The sequence below is a fragment of the Agrobacterium sp. MCAB5 genome, from assembly GCF_052114365.1.
In the GTDB taxonomy this organism is placed as follows: domain Bacteria; phylum Pseudomonadota; class Alphaproteobacteria; order Rhizobiales; family Rhizobiaceae; genus Agrobacterium; species Agrobacterium tumefaciens.
This window is the reverse complement of the sequence record NZ_JBFREP010000015.1, coordinates 104,082-120,657: the sequence shown is the minus strand read 5'-3', so window position 1 is coordinate 120,657 and position 16,576 is coordinate 104,082. Positions and strand designations below refer to the sequence as shown.

The following is a 16,576-nucleotide window of genomic DNA, read 5'->3' as shown; positions in this document are numbered from 1 at the left end:
TTAATCGCGTAAGAGCCTTTTCACCGTGAAGACGTGCCGTGGCTGGCCGCCGATCCGCTTTAGCGCCCCAGATGGCGCTCGCCGCGCTTCTTTGCCAGTTCGATCTGCAGCTGCCGGTCGCGGAACCGCTGGCGGTCCTCTTCTGTCCGGTCGTCGTAACAGCTAGGGCAGGACACACCTTCCTCGAACAACGGGGATTGGCGCACCTGCGATGTGATCGGGTTGCGGCAGGCGTGGCAAAGCTTGTGATCGCCTTCGGCAAGACCGTGGACGACGGAGACGCGCTCGTCAAACACGAAGCAGGCGCCTTCCCACAGGCTCTCTTCTTCCGGCACCTCTTCCAGATATTTCAGGATGCCGCCCTTGAGGTGATAGACCTCATCGAACCCCTGTTCCTTCATGAAGGCGGTCGCCTTTTCGCAGCGGATGCCGCCGGTACAATACATGGCGATCTTCGGCTTGTTGTGCAGGCCGGGATTGTTCTTTACCCAGTCGGGAAACTCGCGGAAGGTCTTGGTCTTCGGGTCCACCGCGCCCTTGAAGAGACCGATCGCGGTCTCGTAGTCGTTGCGGGTGTCGATGACGATGGTGTCCGGGTCGGAGATCAGCGAGTTCCAGTCGCGCGGATCGACATAGGTGCCGACAATGCGGTTGGGATCGATATCCGGCACGCCCATGGTGACGATCTCTTTCTTGAGCTTCACCTTCATGCGCACGAAGGGCATGTTCGATGCCCGGCTTTCCTTATGTTCCAGCGCCGTAAATTCCGGCTGCGCACGCAGGAAGGCAAGTATGGCGCGCACACCCGCATCGGGCCCGGCAATGGTGCCATTGATGCCTTCCGCCGCCAGAAGCAGCGTGCCCTTGACGCCGTTTTCCCGGCAAAGCTGAAACAGCTCGTCGCGCAGGCTTTCAAACCGCGGCAGGCGGGCGAAATGATAAAGCGCAGCCACAAGAAAATCGCCAGTGGGGTGAGGGGCGGCTTCCGGGCGGGGGAGAATGGTGGTGTCGGTCATGGGCGCTGAAATACAGCGGCGGCGGCCGCAAATCAATATTTATCCGCCGCTGCCGGTATTTTGAAAATCGTCAAATTCTCAGTCTCTTCGGGCTTTCCGGTCTACTTCGCCGCCCGCCGCCATAAAAGGCCGACGATGCGGCTCTCGGTTCTGGCGGATTCGGAGAAGACTTCGTTTGCCAGCTCAAGACCATCTCCGCGCAGCGCCTGCTGCCTCTGAATGATTGCATCGAGAAGCAGAGCCAGTCGCTCGCCATTGCCGAAACGCTCCGGTTCCTGGTCCGCAAAGGCTGCAAGGACCGAAAGATCGTGCTCGTGGCCAAGGATGTCGACCAGCCGCTTGGTGTCGGCCCGCTTGGCGCGCATGGCCGATGGCCAGAGGCGGCGCAGGAGGCCGAGATGCATCCAGTAGGCCTGGCCCGCCTTACGTAATTCGTGGAAATGTTCGACGTCGGCCTGCTCATGGCAGTCGGCAAGTGCTTTACGCGCCCTCTTCCTCTGCTTCGCCCACCCGGTCTTCACCAGCCTTGTCACATCCTTAAGCTCGTCCGGCAGCGACACTGCCTTCAGCTTCTTGCGTGCTTCCTCGCAGCCGGCGATGGCGGCCGCAATGGCCTCGTCGAGACCTGCCTCATGTTCGATGGCGTGGTCACGGCGCTTGCGCAGGACTGTCGCGATCGATCGCAGCGCCTTTCCTTGCGTCGTGGAGGCCGCGAAGGTCTCGAGATACTCCACCGTCTCCACGAGCGCCGTCGCTTCCCGCGCAAAAGCGAGCGAGCGGGCGATGTCGCGAAAGCGGGCGTTTTCCTCTTTGCTGAAATCGGGTGCTGCCCTGGCGACGAGGCGGTAGAGGGCGCGCAGCCGCTTGAACCGCTTGCGGGCATCGTGCACCGCCTCATGGCGCCCGGAAGGCTGGTCGCGAAGGCTGATTATCGCCTCTTCGATGAGTTCCAGTCCCGCGCGGCGGATTTCATCGTCGAACGGTTTGTTCGGGTCAATCCTGAAGGGCATCCGCCAAGTCTCCGTGGGGACAGTCCATGGCGAGCGACTGGTTGGAGAAGTGACGGTCGCCCGTTACCTCCTTGCCAAGCCAGGAGGGCAGATCGGGGTTGGCGTTCTCGTCGTCCATCTCTACCTCCGCCACGATCAGCCCCTTGTATTTACCCTCGAAAACATCGACTTCCCAAGTGAATCCACCGTGATCAACCGTGTGGCGCATCTTCTCGATCACCACGCCGGGGGCGCTGGCCATCAATTCTTCCGCGTCATTCAGTGGAATGGAATATTCATATTCATCACGGACGAGCGAACTCGCGCCGATCTTGATGGTCAGTGTCGCGTCAAGCCCGTTGACGATCCTGACCCGGACCGAACGATTTTCCAGCGAGGCGACATATGCCTGCCGGAAAGCCATGCTACGCGTCACTTCATTACGCCATTCATCGCCTGCAACCAGAAACTTCCGCTCGATTTCCTTGGCCATGCTGTCTCCGTAAACCGGTGCGCCAGATTATCGCATGAAGACGTCATAAAGAAGCGAATAGATTGAAGTATCTGGATAAAAATGGTCTTGCCATGCCTCGACATCAAGGCCGGGGCAGGCTAATCGATAAACCGGATTTCAATCGTTTCAATCGCGCAAGGGAGGCTTATCTTGGCCCAGGACTCCGAAAAACTGCTCTCCATCCTCAAGCTGCAGCCGGTCGTGCCGGTGCTGATCGTGGATGATGCTGCCTCCGCCGTGCCGCTCGCGCGCGCTCTGGTCGCAGGTGGCCTGAAGGCAATCGAGATCACCATGCGCACGCCGGCGGCACTCGATGCCATCCGTGCGGTTGCGGCGGAAGTGGAGGGCGCCCATGTCGGCGCCGGCACCATCCTCAACGCCAAAGATTTCGAGGCGGCCGCCGAAGCCGGTTCCACCTTCATCGTCAGCCCAGGCATCAACAAAAGCGTGCTGGAAGCTGCGCGCGCCTCCAACGTGCCGCTTCTTCCTGGGGCCGCCACGGCAAGCGAAGTCATGGCGCTGCGCGACGAAGGCTACAAGGTGCTGAAGTTCTTCCCGGCGGAACAGGCCGGTGGCGCGCCATACCTCAAGGCACTGTCCTCGCCGCTCGCCGGCACGGTGTTCTGCCCGACCGGCAGCGTCTCGCTGAAGAATGCCAATGACTATCTTTCCCTGCCGAACGTCGTCTGTGTCGGCGGTTCCTGGGTTGCTCCGCGCGAACTGGTGGCAACGGCTGACTGGGCCGGCATCACCAGGCTCGCCGCCGAAGCCGCAGCACTGCGCGGCTGATCTACTACTTCTTCAAGCCCGTTCACGAAGGCGTGAGCGGGTTTGTCATTTGTATTCGTGCCATGGCTCCCTATCTTCCCGTGTAGACTTTACCCTCACAGGAGATTTTGATGTTCGACGCCAAGAAGCTTCTTGAACAATTCCTCGGCTCACAGGTGCCGGGCCTTTCGGGAAGCGTCCGTGACAGAGCCGGGCAGGCCGCCGATATCGCCAAGAACAATCCGATGAAGGCCGGTGCGCTTGCCGCCGCCATTCTAGGCACCAAGACCGGCCGCAAGCTCGCCGGCAATGTCGCCACCATCGGCGGCGTAGCGGCCATCGCCGGTCTCGGTTATCTCGCCTACAAGAATTACAAATCCGGGCAGGCGCCTGAAGTAGCTCCAAAACCCGAGCCGGAGCTTCTCGCCCCGCCCGCCGATTCCGCCTTCCATCCGCAGTCCCCCGCCCTTTCCAACGATTTTGCGCTGAAACTCATCCAGGCGATGATTGCCGCTGCCAAGGCAGACGGCCATATCGACGAAAAAGAGCGCGCCAACATCATGGATAAGGTGCAGGTGTCCGGCCTCGACACTGAAGCCGAGCGGTTCCTCGAAAAGGAACTGGCCGATCCGCTGGATATCGACGCACTGGTGGCTGCTGCCCGCACAGAGGAGCAGAAGGTGGAAATCTACACCGCCTCGCGTCTTGCCATAGAGGCCGATACGCGGGCTGAGCGCGGTTATCTCGATCTGCTTGCCGGGCGGTTGGGATTGCCCGATGCGCTGGTCGATCATATCGAGTCGACGGTGGTGGCGGCGAAGGTTTGAGGTTAGAACAGGGGGGTGAACCACGCCCCCCTGCCGTATATGCACTGTTGTCATCCAGCCCCGCTTGGCCTAATCCTTCTCCCAGACAACGGGGAAGAGAATGCGCGATCTGAGTGATTTTAAGGGATGTCCGGCGCCGCAGCCGGTGACGCTGAAGGGCCGTTATGTGACGGCGGAAACGTTTGATCGCGACAGGCATCTTGCAAGGCTCTGGACTGCGCTTGGTGGTGAGGGGGTCAATGCGCTTCTCAAATATTTCCCGCAAAGCGGCTTTGCCGATGCTGCAGCCTTTGGTGACTGGCTTGTCAACGCGGGTGATAAACTCAACTGGGTGACATTGGTTTTCGTTGAAAATGCCACCGGTGACGTCGTGGGAATGGCAAGCTACATGCGGCCCGATCCCGCCAATGGCGTGGTCGAGGTCGGTTCGGTTGCCCATGGCGCCAGGATGAAGCGCTCGCCGCTTTCGACCGAAGCGCATTATCTGATGGCGAAACACGTTTTCGAGGATCTGGGTTACCGCCGCTACGAGTGGAAATGCCACAATCAAAACGAACCCTCCAAGATCACGGCGAAGCGTTACGGCTTCACCTTCGAGGGTGTGTTCCGCCAGCACATGATCTCCAAGGGTGCCAACCGCGATACGGCGTGGTTTTCCATGATCGACGGCGAATGGCCGTTGATTGGCAAGGCGTTTGAAATCTGGCTTTCGCCGGAGAATTTCACGGCCGATGGCGCGCAGAAGCGCAAGCTTGAGGATATCCGCGCGGAGCTCGCCCATGACCACGCCTGAAAAGAAGGCTGGCTCTGGCCGTAAAGACTGGTCGCCGGGCCTTGCCGCCGCTGGCATCATCCTTGGTTTTGGGCTGGTGTTTTACGTGATGCCGAAAATCATGCTGTGGCTGGGGGATTATTCGCCCTTTCTTGCCGCGGCTTTTGGCTCGGTGGTGGTGCTGTGCTTTTTCCTGCTGTTCTGGCTGCGCGCCCGCTACCAGCGCCGCCGCGACAGTCAGAACTGAAGCGACGCACCAAGCAGCATAAGGCCCATCAAAAGCACGAACAGCGCACCGGCAATCTCGATCGCGTGGCTGATGCCCGCTGCCCTGCGGCTTCCGGGGCCGGCGAAGCGCACGGCAAGCCCCTTGGCCGAGACGGCCATGATGGCAAGCAGCGATACGGTGATGGCGGTACCCAGCGACATGGCAAGCACGGAAAGCACGCCGCCGAGAAAAATCCCGTTCAAGAGCGCAAAGCTCATGACGATGATGGCACCGGAGCATGGCCGCAGGCCAACTGCGATGATCGCCGACCACGCTTCGTGCAGGCTGAAATTCTTGCCTTTGAGAAGCAGCGGATCGGGCGCGTGCGATTTTCCGCAGGAGACGCAAAGATCACCTGTGCCGCTATGGGCGTGGTCCGCGAAAACCGGCTTGCCCTGAAACCTGAGGCCCGTGCCCATGCCCGTGGTTCTGACTGCTGTTGCTTCCCCCGCAACCGCGAAGGCTGCAACCGGTACGCGCCGGATGCGCAGCGACCAGAGCTTGCGTAGCAGAAGCCAGGCGCCGAACAGCGCCACCATGGCAAAGCTGGCGATCTCCATTGCCTGCGTGGCTTTCGTCATGGTGATGGAGGTGCCGCGCAGCACGAGCCAGGCTGCGACAACGAGGCCGATGGCCATTGCGCCCTGAATGAGTGCTGAAATGAAGGAAATGAGAATGCCGCGTTTCAGCTGCGTTTCATTGGCGATCATATAGGAAGAGATGACAGCCTTGCCGTGGCCAGGACCGGCGGCATGAAAGACCCCGTATGCAAAGGAGAGGCCAACCAGCGATGCCATCGCCCAATTGTCTTCGCGCATGGCTTTCAGGGCACCGGTCAGCGCCCGGTAGAACATCTGCTGGTGCACGTTGATCCATTGCATCAGCGGCGCGAACGGCCCGCCAGGGGCAAAGGACGGCTCGGCCGAGCCTATGCCGAGCGGCGATTGCGCATGGGCAGCACCTGCCACAGCCAGCACGCAGATCGCGACGATGGTCAGGTGTCCGCAAAGGCGCCCGTTTCGGCTCAGCATGTCACCTCCAGCCGGGTGGCGAAGAGTTTGGTCATGTCGGTGCCGGTCGGGTCGTTGAAGAAGGCGTCGGTGAGCGAACTCTGGTTTTGTGAGATCACCTCGTCCGGGTCGGGACGCACGACATGGTGCTTGCAGGCGGCGAGATCCTTGCCGACGGTCGCCAGATCGCCGTCTTTCGCAAAATCGATCGCCGTATACATGGTCGGGTCCCACGCGCCGAAGCTGAGCTTGCCCTTGATGGAAAGCGGCGTGTTTGGCTTGACGGAAAAGAACATCAGGATCTGCTTGTCCTTGTAGTCCACATGAATGGTGTCGGGCTTTGCGAAATCCACCTGTTTTCCGTTGGCGGTAATGAAGGTGTAATAGGAATATTCGCCGAGCGATTCACGCACGGTGTTGCCGATTTCGGCCAGCTCATTCTTGTCCAGCTTCAGGTCGCCGTTCTTGTCGTAATCCATCACCACGCTTGCCGAGAACATCTCGTCGAAACGCCAGATGTTGCGCACCTCCTGGATGGTACCGTTCGGCCCCTCGACGATTTCCATGCGCGCTTCGGCGAAAATATGCGGATGTGCCGCGGCGGCAACGGGAATGGAGGTCAGGCCAGCCGCAAGGAGCAAAAGTCGTCTGTTCATTATCCGGTCTGTCCTGCCTTCGAATCTCGGAGCTGGATTCTAGCAGAAATTGGGACCGAATTTCGACCTGATATGCGCTTTGGTGATGTGGCTGCCCTATGTTTCAGAAGGTGCCGGTGAAACGCGAGGTGACGCTCGATCCGCTATAGGACAGGTCGGTGTCGCGCTCGCCATGCAGAAGGCGGTTGAATTCCACCTCCAGCTTGCTGTTCTTGCCGGTGTCGAAGGACAGTGTGGCCACCAGCCTTCGTTCGCTGGTGTCGTAATTGTAATAGATCCAGTCCTTGTGGACACGCTGCAGCGCCAGGTCCAGCCCCACCTTGTCGGTGAGCTTGCTTTTAACCACGAACTGCCAACGGCGGTGGAACTCGGCAATGGGATCATCAGGGTCGAAAAGCGCGTAATCCTGGGAGAAGCCAGCACCGAAGGCGATGCGGTCGGTAGCCTTCACCTCGGCTTCGGCCCTGAGATAGGGCCGGGTGCGCTTCACCTTGTCGCTGATATCGTCGCCGGAAATGGTCGTCAGGCCCCCTTCGGCCAGAACGGCGAAGCGTTCGGAGAACTTGTAACCGTAGGCAAGTGATCCCCGCAACGTGCTGGCCGGAAAACGCTCGTATTTCTCCTGCTGGCTTTCCGGCACGACAATGCGGTCATAAGCAATTGTCAGTCCGGCCTCGCCGCCGGCCAGCGGGCGCACATGTTCGGCCTTGAGCGACAAGAGCGCTTCATTGGCCTCCAGGCGGGTGGGCTCGAAATAGGCCGGACGAAAACGCGCCCTGCCTTTCATCAGGCTGGCAAAACCCGCCGTCAGCGTGTTCTTTCCGCCAAGAGCAAGGATGCCGAGCTGTGTCGATGCCTCCAGCTTGTGGTCCAGTCGCCGGTAACCGATGTCTTCTTCCGGCAGATGCAGGAAGATATCGCCGGCATCGCTGCGTGTGCCACGCAGTTCCACGGCCCATTCCAGCCGCTCCGACAGACGCCTGGTCAGCCCCAGGCTGGCAATGGTGTTGTGTTCATTGGCAAAACGGTAACGGGGGAGGCGAACCTCCTCATGCTCGAGCGAATAACGCAGTTCCGTGCCATCAAGCACGAACTTTCCGTTAAGCCCGAAGCCCGCGCGCAGCGAAATCGCCTTCAGCCGGTTGGTATCGCCGAAGTAATTGGTGTCGTAGCCGATGCCGGTTTTATAGGTGATATTGTGATCATCGGCGTTTTCCCCCGCCTGCGCACCGCAGGTGCAGGCAAGCCCAAGAACAAGCGCGATGTATCCTCCCAGCCGCATTTGCATCTCCGGTCTCTAATTAAGCAATATCTTATATTTGGATGGTTAATAAAGTTTCAGGGGCGATATATTGTCGAGGCCGGAATTCATGGTGTATTCCACGGAAATTCCAGGAGAATAGACCGGCGCCAATCGCGTAAAACTTGATTAAAATCACCAGTATTAAAGTTAATTGTTTATTGTAATATTAGGCTTTGCTTGAATTAGAATCCTCTAAATATACAGTTCGACTACGCCATGGGGCGTGATCAAACATAAGAGGAGAGAGAAATGATTGCCAAATTTGCTTGCATAGCCGCTGTTCTTACTGTCGCTTCCGTTGGTCAAGCCAATGCCGGTGGTCTGCTGGGCGGTATCCTGTCCGGAAACAGTAACAAGGGCGGCGCACTCGTCGTCGTGTCGCCAAGCATCGATCTGGGTGTCAGCGGTATCCTGTCCAATAACGGGATTCTGAACGGCAACAAGACCGGTATCCTGAATGGCCTTCTCAACGGCAACAAGACTTCCGTCGATGTCATCGACAACAAGAACGATGGCGGCAAAAAGCGTCGCCACTAATGGTGTAGATCGAAAATCGACAGGGATTTTCGGCGTGAACGATGCGCGCAGGATATAAGCCGGAAGCTGTCCTCCAGCTACGTGTGTATGACACACGGTGCTTCCGGAAATAACAAACGGCGCATCGCATGACTGCAAGGGGGCCTTCGGGCTCCCTTTTTTTTGTGTGGCCGCCAATGACTGCACACACAAAACTGCGGGATGGCCACTACTCATGAGGGTTTTGTGACGCGATCGCTGTCGTCATATGTCGGGACTCACGGTTCGGGATCATCCGCGTGAGTTCTGATTTATATTTGATAAATATTGGCAATATTAACGGGAATACGTTCTGCAAGGGCCTTTTTGTCCGTGCCGTTTACTCGATTTTAACCACGATGTTCTTCAATCTAGGGGTGCGTCAACCCCGTCATTACGCTGCGTTTCTGGTCGCGAAAACTCGCATCACGCAGGTGCCGGGATGGTATTTTCAAGGAGCTATCGCATGTTGAAACAATCTCTTCTCGCCMTCGGCCTGCTCGGCATTCTTTCTGACGCATCCGTTGCCGCCGACGCCGTCGGCGATATTCCAGCGGCACCGGTCGTCAACGATGTTGCGCCTGCCTTTTCCTGGGACGGTGTTTATGTCGGTGCCTCCGCCGGTTATGGCTGGAACCGCGTGAAGTCGACCACTTTCGGTGTCACCACGAAGCATGAATTTGACGGCGGCCGTTTTTCCGGTTTCGCTGGTTATAACGCTGAAGTGGCCCCCTCCATCATTCTGGGTGTCGAGGGCGATCTCGGTTATGCCTGGGGCGACAAGACCATCGTCACCAGCGAGGTTTCCGCAGGCCTGAACGGCTCCGCGCGTCTGCGCGCCGGTTATGCGATCGACCGGGCGCTGATCTACACCGCTGCCGGCTACACCGCGACGGACAGCGAAGTGAAGGCGCCCTTCGGTGAGGACAGCAAGGTGCTGCACGGCTGGACGGTCGGCGCGGGTGTAGACTATGCCTTTACCAACAACCTGTTTGGACGCGTCGAATATCGTTACAACGACTTCGGCAAGGCAACCTACCATACCGGTCCGATCACTTCGACCGGCGATGTCAGCGAACATGTCGTCAAGGTTGGCCTTGGCGTGAAGTTCTGACGGTTTTTCCGTCTTCGACAAGGGGCGGCGCAAGCGCTGCGACGCCCCGGTGCTTAAGGAAACAGGGGTGGTGTGCTTCGTGAGGAACGAAAACACACATCGCCTTCCGCTCGGGCTTGAACAGCATACCCTTTTGGTGTGATGGTGGCATCAATCCACTTCCCGCTGCCGATCTCCAGTCGATTCTCCCATGCTACAGAAAAACACCTCGCCGGGCGTTTTTGATCGTCAGGCCTATATGATTGCCGTGCTGGTCTTCATCGCCGGCGGCACCAATGCGGCTGTTGTGCCATTTATCGGTTTTTACATCATACAGGTCCTTGGTCACCCGCCGGCCACGCTTGGTCTCTACAGCGTGACGGCAATGGTTGCTTCGATCATCGCCAGCCGCACTTATGGCGAACGTGTCGATGCCGGTGTGCGGGTGCGGCCATTGCTGCTGCTCTCTGTGTTTGGTGCTTTTATCGCAGCGGCGGCGGCGACCTCCGGGCATCTGGCATTGCTCGTGGCGGTGACGGCAACGGGAATGGGGCTTTCCAACGCCGCCAGTACCCTGATTTTCAGTTATGGTCGCTATTATGGCCGGGTAAAAGCACTGGATGCACCTGCCTATAACGCCTTTCTGCGGACAATGGTGTCGCTGGCATGGATGCTGCTTCCGGCCGCCGCCTATCTGATCCTCGATCTTGCCGGTGCGCAGGCCGTGTTCATGAATGCCATGCTGATGGCGGCCATCTGGGGCGGTCTTGCCCTTGCCTTCGTGCCGCGCGGCCAGACGTGCCCGATGGAACGACGGAAAGAGGGCGACAACGATACGCGGCGCAACCTGCCATTGTTGATGGCGGCAGCGGCCAGCTTCTGCATGTCTTTCGCCCACGCCCTGTGCGCCTCGGCCCTGCCGGTATTTCTGGTGCGCGAGGTGGGCCTGCCGGATTACGTGCCGGGCCTGTCGCTCAGCGTCAAATGCGCGATGGAGGTTCTGCTGATCCTGCTTGCGCCAAGGATCATGCGCCGGGTCAGCGCCCGCATCCTTCTTTGCATCTCTGCGGTGATGGCAATCGTCGCCTTCAACGTCATAGCCTCGGTCCAGACCCTTCCGGCCATGTTGTTCGGAGCAGCACTTGAAGGGGCCTATTACGGGCTTTGCGCCGGCACGTGCCTCACCTTCGTGCAGGGCTTTGCGCGCGGACGCACCGCGCGGGCGACCGCGCTCTACATGAATTCCATTTTCCTTGCCGGGTTGTTTGCGGTGCCGCTTATGGGGTTTGTGTCGCAATATGCAAGCTTCGGTACGTCGATCAGACTTGCTTCGGTTGGTGCAGGGGCAGCCCTGCTGCTGCTGTTCCTGACGCGGCGTCAGGTCAGCGAATAGCGAGACAACGCCGAGGTTTCTGGCGCTGACACCTATCAGCCCTCATCCCTGTGCTTGTCACAGGAATCCAGTCGATGCGCGTCTGCGTCCGAAAAGAGCCCCTTTCAGCCCAAGGACTTGGGCTGGCTAGATTCCCGTGACGAGCAGAGGAATGAGGGCGGATATTGAGCCGTATCGAGCCATCCGTCGAAACCGGACGTGCGCCTGTTGCTGTCCTTACGCCGAAATATCGACAATGCCGCAGTCGCCTGCCTCGGAGGCAAATGCGAGCAGTTTGCCGGTGGCGCTCCAGTCCATGCCGGTAATGGCGCCCTTGCCGGGGCGGCGAAGCAGGGCTTCCTTGCCATCCGCAAGCCGCACGCCAAGGATCATGCCGTCAATGAAGCCAATGGCCAGCACATCTTCCAGCGGGTGAAAAGCGACATTGGTAGCCATGATGTTGGCGCGGCTGCCGAGTTCTTCGGGTGCCTTGCCCATCGGGCCGTCCTTGCCAGAAAACGGCCAGACGATCGCGGCCGGGGCACCTGATGAGGCGAGCCACTTGCCCTTTGCCGACCACGAAACGGATTTCACCTTGGCGGGATAACCCGTCATGCGCATATGGCGGGCTTCCATGCCGCCCTTGGTGGCCTCCATCTTCCAGCCATGCAGGGCGTTTTCCTGCATGGTGGTGACGAGGAACTTACCGTCAGGCGAGAAGGTGACGCCGGTATGGGCACCTTTCCATTCCAGATCGACCGGATCGCCTGCACTCGCCACCCAATGCAGCGTCACGCCGTTATAGCGTGCAACGGCAATGCGCAGGCCCTTGGGCGCGAAGGCTATTGCCTCCACCGTGCGTTCTTCCTTGAATTCCTTGACCGTGCCGTCCGAGAGGCGCACGAAGCTGGACTTGCCGACACCATAAGCGACCGCCTTCTGCGGTCCGCCCGCAACGACGCCCACCCATTTGCGCGGCACATTGGCGATCTCGCTGAGGCTGCCATCATGGCCAATGCGCAGCACGCGCCCGTCCTCGCCGCCGGAAAGCAGCGTGGCGCTATAGGGATCGCGGATGCAGGTCAGCAGACCCTCATGCGCCTCAGTGACCTTCTCGCCGCCATCCAGCCGGTGAATGGTGCCGGCGGCGGTGGCAAACAGCGGAATGTCGCCGAGAAAATGGGTCGAGACCACGTGGCCTTCGATATCAAGCGGGGCAACAGTCGGCATGGGGCATCGGTCTTTCGTCTATGTGTTTGTCATTGATGGATTTCGGTCGCAGACCAGGTCGGGAAGACCCGTTGGTGCGGTTTCAACCCGTGGCGTCAAGGTCGGTCCTCGGGTCATACCCGGGGATCACTCGACCATCCATATGCTGGCCGCAATGGCTCCTCGGGTCAAGCCCGAGGATGACGTCGAAAGTGAGGACGGGCACCGAAAACACCAAGGGTGACACGGTGCCCCGTCAAGGATGTCAAGCCGTGGCAAGGCAGGCGTTGAAGCTCTTTTCCAGCTTTTCGCGGTCGAGTTCGCGGCCGATGAAGACAAGGCGGCTTTCGCGCTTTTCGCCTTCCTTCCACGGGCGCTGGTGATCGCCCTCGATGATCATGTGCACGCCCTGCACCACGTAACGTTCCGCATCGCCCTTGAATGCGATGATGCCCTTGAGGCGCAGGATGTTCGGGCCGTCCGTCTGGGTGACCTTCTGGATCCACGGGAAGAAGCGCTCAGGGTTCATTTCGCCGCCGCGCAGCGACACCGACTGCACCGTTACGTCATGAATCGGGGAGGCGGCGCCATGGTGGTGGTGATCGTGGCCGTGGTCATGATCGTGGTGCGCGTGATCATGGTCGTGATGATGGTGGTCATGGCCGTCGTGCCCATGATCATGGTGGTGGTGGTCGCAATCAGGACCGCATGCGTGATCCTCGTGGCCGTGCTCGAGGAAATGCGGATCGTTTTCGAGCGCACGTTCCAGATTGAAGGCGCCCTGGTCGAGAACGCGGGCGAGATCGACGCCGGAACGGGTGGTCTTGTAGATGCGCGCAGAGGGATTGATGGCACGCACGATATCCTCGATGCGGGCGACTTCTTCCGGCGAAACGAGATCGGTCTTGTTGACGATAACGACATCGGCAAAAGCGATCTGGTCTTCGGCTTCGCGGCTGTCCTTCAGGCGCAGCGGCAGGTGCTTGGCATCGACAAGTGCGACCACCGCGTCAAGCTCGGTCTTGGCGCGCACGTCGTCATCCATGAAGAAGGTCTGGGCGACCGGAACGGGATCGGCAAGGCCAGTGGTCTCGACAATGATGCCGTCGAATCGGCCGGGCCGGCGCATCAGGCCTTCGACCACGCGGATGAGGTCGCCGCGCACCGTGCAGCAGACGCAGCCATTGTTCATTTCGTAGATTTCTTCGTCGGATTCGACGATCAGATCGTTGTCGATGCCGATCTCGCCGAATTCGTTGACGATGACAGCGTATTTCTTACCGTGGTTCTCGGACAGGATACGGTTGAGAAGCGTCGTCTTGCCGGCGCCTAGATATCCCGTCAGGACGGTGACTGGAATGGGCTTGGCTGGTGCTGTTTCGGTCATGGAAACCTCGCGTGGAGAAAGGCCGGTTGAGGCCTCAAGGAATAAGTGTCGACGTCCATATAGGCGCGACGTTCGGGCAGTTCAAAGGGATTCTGGCTGGTTTCGGCGCAGTTTTTCAAATTTTGTTATGAAATAACGTTATGTCAAAAGCGTGGACGTCTTCAAGCAGTTCGACAAGGCCCGAAACGGCATGGGAAATGATCCTTTCGCCTTTCTCGGCTGAGGCGGCGGCGGCGTTTCCGGCAACGCCATCCGGGTTCAGGTCGCCCATAAGCCAACCGAAAGCGTGTGGACCATAGGCACGCAGATGCCTGAAACGGCTGGCGAAATCGCTCTGGCGGGAGGGGAAGTTGGCGGCTTTTTCCATCGCCACCCGCTCCGGGCAAAGCGCCAGCATGACCGACGTCTCGATATCGCCACCATGGATATCGATCGCCTTGTCTTCAGGCTTCACGATATCCACCGGCACGCCGAAACGAGTCCAGCTGGTGGCGACCGCCAGCATACCGAAGCGGGCGCGCGCCTCGGTGGCGACGATGGTCATCAATGGCGAATTGCCGCCATGGGCGTTCAACATCACGAATTTGCGCACGCCTTTTTCATATTCGGCCTTAGCAATGCCGAGCCAGCGCTCAACGGCCTCATCGTAACGCAACGACTTCGTGCCCGGCACATTCATGTGCTCGATGGAATATCCAACGGGCTCCACCGGCAGGAAGGAGACCGGCAGACTGGCGGGCAAAACAGCAGCCAAACGGGAGACAATGCCCGCCGCAATCAGCGTGTCTGTCTCGAAGGGCAGGTGCGGCCCGTGCTGTTCGTGCGCACCGAGCGGCAGCACTGAAATTGCACCTGTTGCGCGAAGATGAGGGTCTGTTACGTTTTCGTCGTGATAATGCGTGTATGAGTTTGGCATCTGGCAGTCCGCGCGTGCATTCGGTAAGGATTTCCAGCAACATATATCGGTTCCGCCACAGGGTAAAAGGCACTCGCATATGAGCAAGGACAAAACTGGGCATAAGGACAAGGGCGCCAAAAAGGACAAGGGCACCAAGAAAGTAAAGGACGCCAAAAAGAGGGATGAGAATTTCAACCCTGAGGAACTGGCGCAATCCATCACCCAGGCCGCCCGTTCCATGCGCACGGCGCTGAGCCACAGCCTTGCCGAAAGCGGCCTTTATGCCGGGCAGGACGGCGTTATTCTGGCGTTGGCGCAGGAAGGCAGCCTCACGCCTGGGCAGATCGCCCAGAAACTTGGTGTCAAGGCGCCGACCATGACGCGAACCATCGGCCGCATGGAAGCCCAGGGCTTCGTGGAGCGCAGTGGCGATGACGAGGATGGCCGCGTAACACTGGTGAAACTGACGGAGACGGGCCTGAAAAGCGTCGAACATATCAACGTATCCATCGCAAATTGCGGTGCGCGGGCGATTGAGGGGCTTTCGGCCAAGGACATCAGGACGGTGGTTAAACTTCTCAAGGTGATCGATACCAACCTTCAATAATTTGTTGAGTTTTTAAAAAACCACTGTCTTTTTGTTGATATTCCTTAAACCGGTTGCGGATTTTGTTTAAATTGTTTAATTGCGATTTAAACAGAAACGTCTGTCAATGACATGGGTTTGGGGAGAAATGCCGTGGCACAAAAGATCAAACTGTCGACGATCGCCGAAAGCCTCGGTCTATCGACTGCCACCATCTCCCTTGCATTGCGCGACAGTCCGCTGGTCGCCTCTGACACTCGCGACAAGATCAAGGAACAGGCCCGGGCGCTCGGTTACATCTACAACCGCCGGGCCGCCAGCCTGCGCACTTCGCGCTCCGGCATTATCGGCGTGGTGTTCCACGATGTGATGAACCCGTTTTATGGGGAAATTCTCAAGGCCATCGAAACCGAGCTGGATCGCAGCCGCCAGACCTTCATTCTGTCCAACCATTATGATTCGGTTGAAAAACAGCGCACCTTCATCGAAACGCTGCTGCAACTTGGTTCTGATGGTATCATCATGTCGCCCGCCATCGGCACGCCGATCGAGGACATGACGCTGGCTGAGGAAAACGGCATGCCCGCCATTCTGGTGGCCCGCTCGCTCGAGGGCGTCGACATGCCGACCTATCGCGGCGATGACAGCTATGGCATTTCGCTTGCGACCAATCATCTGATCAGTCTTGGCCATCGCACCATCGCCATGGTTGGTGGTACCGACCAGACCTCGACCGGCCGCGATCGTTATCAGGGTTATGTCAACGCGCTGCGCAAGGCGGGAATCGAGGTCGATCCGAACCTGCGTATTCCCGGCCCACGCTCCAAGCAGGGCGGTTTCGAGGCCGCAGTGCATTTCCTGTCGCTGCCGCAGAAGCCCACCGCTGCCGTCTGCTGGAACGATCTGGTCGCCATCGGCCTGATGAACGGCATTTCGCGCGCCGGACTGGTGGCGGGCGTGGATATTTCCGTGACGGGTTACGACGATCTGGAGGAGGCGGCCATCGCCACGCCGGCGCTGACCACGGTGTCCAATGGACAGGCCGAGGTGGGGCGCCTTGCGGCGCGCGCGCTTCTGGACAGGCTGGCGGGCAGCCACGAGCCGGATGGCGTGCACCTCATCAAGCCGGAAATGCGCATCCGCCAGTCGACAGGGCCGGTGCGTCCGAGGGTTTGAGCAGCGTTTCCCTCTCTTTCGTCATTCCGGCCTTCAGCCTAAAGCCAGCCAGCTCAAGCCCTTGAGCTGGAAAGACTCTTTGCGCCCCGCCGACGCGCGCCTCAAGTGCGGCATGACGGAGGCGGGCGCGTAAAAAAACGGCATGAAACTTCCGTCTGCCCCCATAGCTTCCCCTTA

18 protein-coding genes are annotated in these 16,576 nt (G+C 59.2%); 9 read left to right on the top strand and 9 right to left on the bottom strand.

The features are described 5' to 3' along the window. Positions 1 to 59: 59 nt before the first annotated feature. The 3 genes from trhO to AB4Z23_RS24870 form a co-directional block, all read right to left on the bottom strand. The gene (gene trhO / locus AB4Z23_RS24880) at positions 60 to 1,016 is read right to left on the bottom strand and encodes an oxygen-dependent tRNA uridine(34) hydroxylase TrhO (protein ID WP_060642667.1); all 957 of its coding nucleotides are present in this window, start codon (positions 1,014 to 1,016) and stop codon (positions 60 to 62) included. A gap of 101 nt (positions 1,017 to 1,117) precedes the next feature. Next, on the bottom strand, positions 1,118 to 2,026 hold the full coding sequence (locus tag AB4Z23_RS24875; RefSeq protein WP_060642666.1) for a CHAD domain-containing protein: 909 nt from the start codon (positions 2,024 to 2,026) through the stop codon (positions 1,118 to 1,120). Beyond that, entirely contained in the window at positions 2,010 to 2,498 is a 489-nt protein-coding gene (locus AB4Z23_RS24870) for a CYTH domain-containing protein (RefSeq protein WP_441360924.1), read from the bottom strand. Before AB4Z23_RS24870 ends, AB4Z23_RS24875 begins: the two co-directional genes overlap by 17 nt. Before the next feature lie 171 nt (positions 2,499 to 2,669). Here AB4Z23_RS24870 and AB4Z23_RS24865 point away from each other — a divergent pair, with 171 nt between their 5' ends. The 4 genes from AB4Z23_RS24865 to AB4Z23_RS24850 all read left to right on the top strand — a co-directional run bounded on the left by AB4Z23_RS24865 (position 2,670) and on the right by AB4Z23_RS24850 (position 5,133). Next, positions 2,670 to 3,308, top strand: a complete 639-nt coding sequence (locus tag AB4Z23_RS24865) for a 2-dehydro-3-deoxy-phosphogluconate aldolase (RefSeq protein WP_003516242.1) — start codon at positions 2,670 to 2,672, stop codon at positions 3,306 to 3,308. Positions 3,309 to 3,418: 110 nt separating this feature from the next. Beyond that, on the top strand, positions 3,419 to 4,114 hold the full coding sequence (locus AB4Z23_RS24860) for a tellurite resistance TerB family protein (RefSeq protein ID WP_003516244.1): 696 nt from the start codon (positions 3,419 to 3,421) through the stop codon (positions 4,112 to 4,114). A gap of 100 nt (positions 4,115 to 4,214) precedes the next feature. Next, a complete protein-coding gene (locus AB4Z23_RS24855) occupies positions 4,215 to 4,907 on the top strand; it encodes a GNAT family N-acetyltransferase (RefSeq protein ID WP_019566970.1) in 693 nt (230 codons plus the stop codon). Then, positions 4,894 to 5,133 (top strand): hypothetical protein, encoded by a 240-nt coding sequence (locus AB4Z23_RS24850; RefSeq protein ID WP_003516247.1) that lies wholly within the window; start codon positions 4,894 to 4,896, stop codon positions 5,131 to 5,133. The genes AB4Z23_RS24855 and AB4Z23_RS24850 overlap by 14 nt, the downstream gene beginning before the upstream one ends. Here the strand turns inward: AB4Z23_RS24850 and AB4Z23_RS24845 are convergent. The 3 genes from AB4Z23_RS24845 to AB4Z23_RS24835 all read right to left on the bottom strand — a co-directional run bounded on the left by AB4Z23_RS24845 (position 5,124) and on the right by AB4Z23_RS24835 (position 8,102). Next, positions 5,124 to 6,185 (bottom strand): nickel/cobalt transporter, encoded by a 1,062-nt coding sequence (locus tag AB4Z23_RS24845; protein WP_060642665.1) that lies wholly within the window; start codon positions 6,183 to 6,185, stop codon positions 5,124 to 5,126. The genes AB4Z23_RS24850 and AB4Z23_RS24845 overlap by 10 nt on opposite strands. Further along, positions 6,179 to 6,820 carry a DUF1007 family protein gene (locus tag AB4Z23_RS24840; protein WP_004430943.1) on the bottom strand — a complete coding sequence of 214 codons (642 nt, stop codon included), beginning with the start codon at positions 6,818 to 6,820 and terminating at the stop codon, positions 6,179 to 6,181. Before AB4Z23_RS24840 ends, AB4Z23_RS24845 begins: the two co-directional genes overlap by 7 nt. A gap of 103 nt (positions 6,821 to 6,923) precedes the next feature. Beyond that, a complete protein-coding gene (locus tag AB4Z23_RS24835) occupies positions 6,924 to 8,102 on the bottom strand; it encodes a hypothetical protein (RefSeq protein WP_065688489.1) in 1,179 nt (392 codons plus the stop codon). A 270-nt stretch (positions 8,103 to 8,372) separates the two neighbouring features. Here AB4Z23_RS24835 and AB4Z23_RS24830 point away from each other — a divergent pair, with 270 nt between their 5' ends. The 3 genes from AB4Z23_RS24830 to AB4Z23_RS24820 all read left to right on the top strand — a co-directional run bounded on the left by AB4Z23_RS24830 (position 8,373) and on the right by AB4Z23_RS24820 (position 11,164). Further along, positions 8,373 to 8,660 (top strand): hypothetical protein, encoded by a 288-nt coding sequence (locus AB4Z23_RS24830; RefSeq protein WP_004430950.1) that lies wholly within the window; start codon positions 8,373 to 8,375, stop codon positions 8,658 to 8,660. A gap of 484 nt (positions 8,661 to 9,144) precedes the next feature. Then, positions 9,145 to 9,792 (top strand): outer membrane protein, encoded by a 648-nt coding sequence (locus AB4Z23_RS24825; protein ID WP_441360923.1) that lies wholly within the window; start codon positions 9,145 to 9,147, stop codon positions 9,790 to 9,792. Between the two features lie 190 nt (positions 9,793 to 9,982). After that, positions 9,983 to 11,164, top strand: coding sequence for an MFS transporter (locus tag AB4Z23_RS24820; protein WP_013762339.1), 1,182 nt, complete (start codon positions 9,983 to 9,985; stop codon positions 11,162 to 11,164). A gap of 216 nt (positions 11,165 to 11,380) precedes the next feature. On the opposite strand, the gene AB4Z23_RS24815 is transcribed toward AB4Z23_RS24820, so the two are convergent. From AB4Z23_RS24815 to AB4Z23_RS24805, 3 genes are all read right to left on the bottom strand, one after another. Continuing rightward, positions 11,381 to 12,373, bottom strand: coding sequence for a WD40 repeat domain-containing protein (locus tag AB4Z23_RS24815; RefSeq protein WP_013762340.1), 993 nt, complete (start codon positions 12,371 to 12,373; stop codon positions 11,381 to 11,383). Between the two features lie 244 nt (positions 12,374 to 12,617). Continuing rightward, positions 12,618 to 13,739, bottom strand: a complete 1,122-nt coding sequence (locus AB4Z23_RS24810) for a CobW family GTP-binding protein (RefSeq protein WP_441360922.1) — start codon at positions 13,737 to 13,739, stop codon at positions 12,618 to 12,620. 115 nt (positions 13,740 to 13,854) lie between these two features. Beyond that, positions 13,855 to 14,655, bottom strand: a complete 801-nt coding sequence (locus AB4Z23_RS24805) for a creatininase family protein (protein ID WP_060642662.1) — start codon at positions 14,653 to 14,655, stop codon at positions 13,855 to 13,857. A 79-nt stretch (positions 14,656 to 14,734) separates the two neighbouring features. On the opposite strand from AB4Z23_RS24805, the gene AB4Z23_RS24800 reads away from it, so the two are divergent. Together AB4Z23_RS24800 and AB4Z23_RS24795 are read left to right on the top strand one after the other, a co-directional pair. After that, on the top strand, positions 14,735 to 15,244 hold the full coding sequence (locus AB4Z23_RS24800; protein WP_004430960.1) for a MarR family winged helix-turn-helix transcriptional regulator: 510 nt from the start codon (positions 14,735 to 14,737) through the stop codon (positions 15,242 to 15,244). 132 nt (positions 15,245 to 15,376) lie between these two features. Then, the gene (locus tag AB4Z23_RS24795) at positions 15,377 to 16,399 is read left to right on the top strand and encodes a LacI family DNA-binding transcriptional regulator (RefSeq protein WP_004430963.1); all 1,023 of its coding nucleotides are present in this window, start codon (positions 15,377 to 15,379) and stop codon (positions 16,397 to 16,399) included. The last annotated feature ends 177 nt before the right edge of the window (positions 16,400 to 16,576 follow it).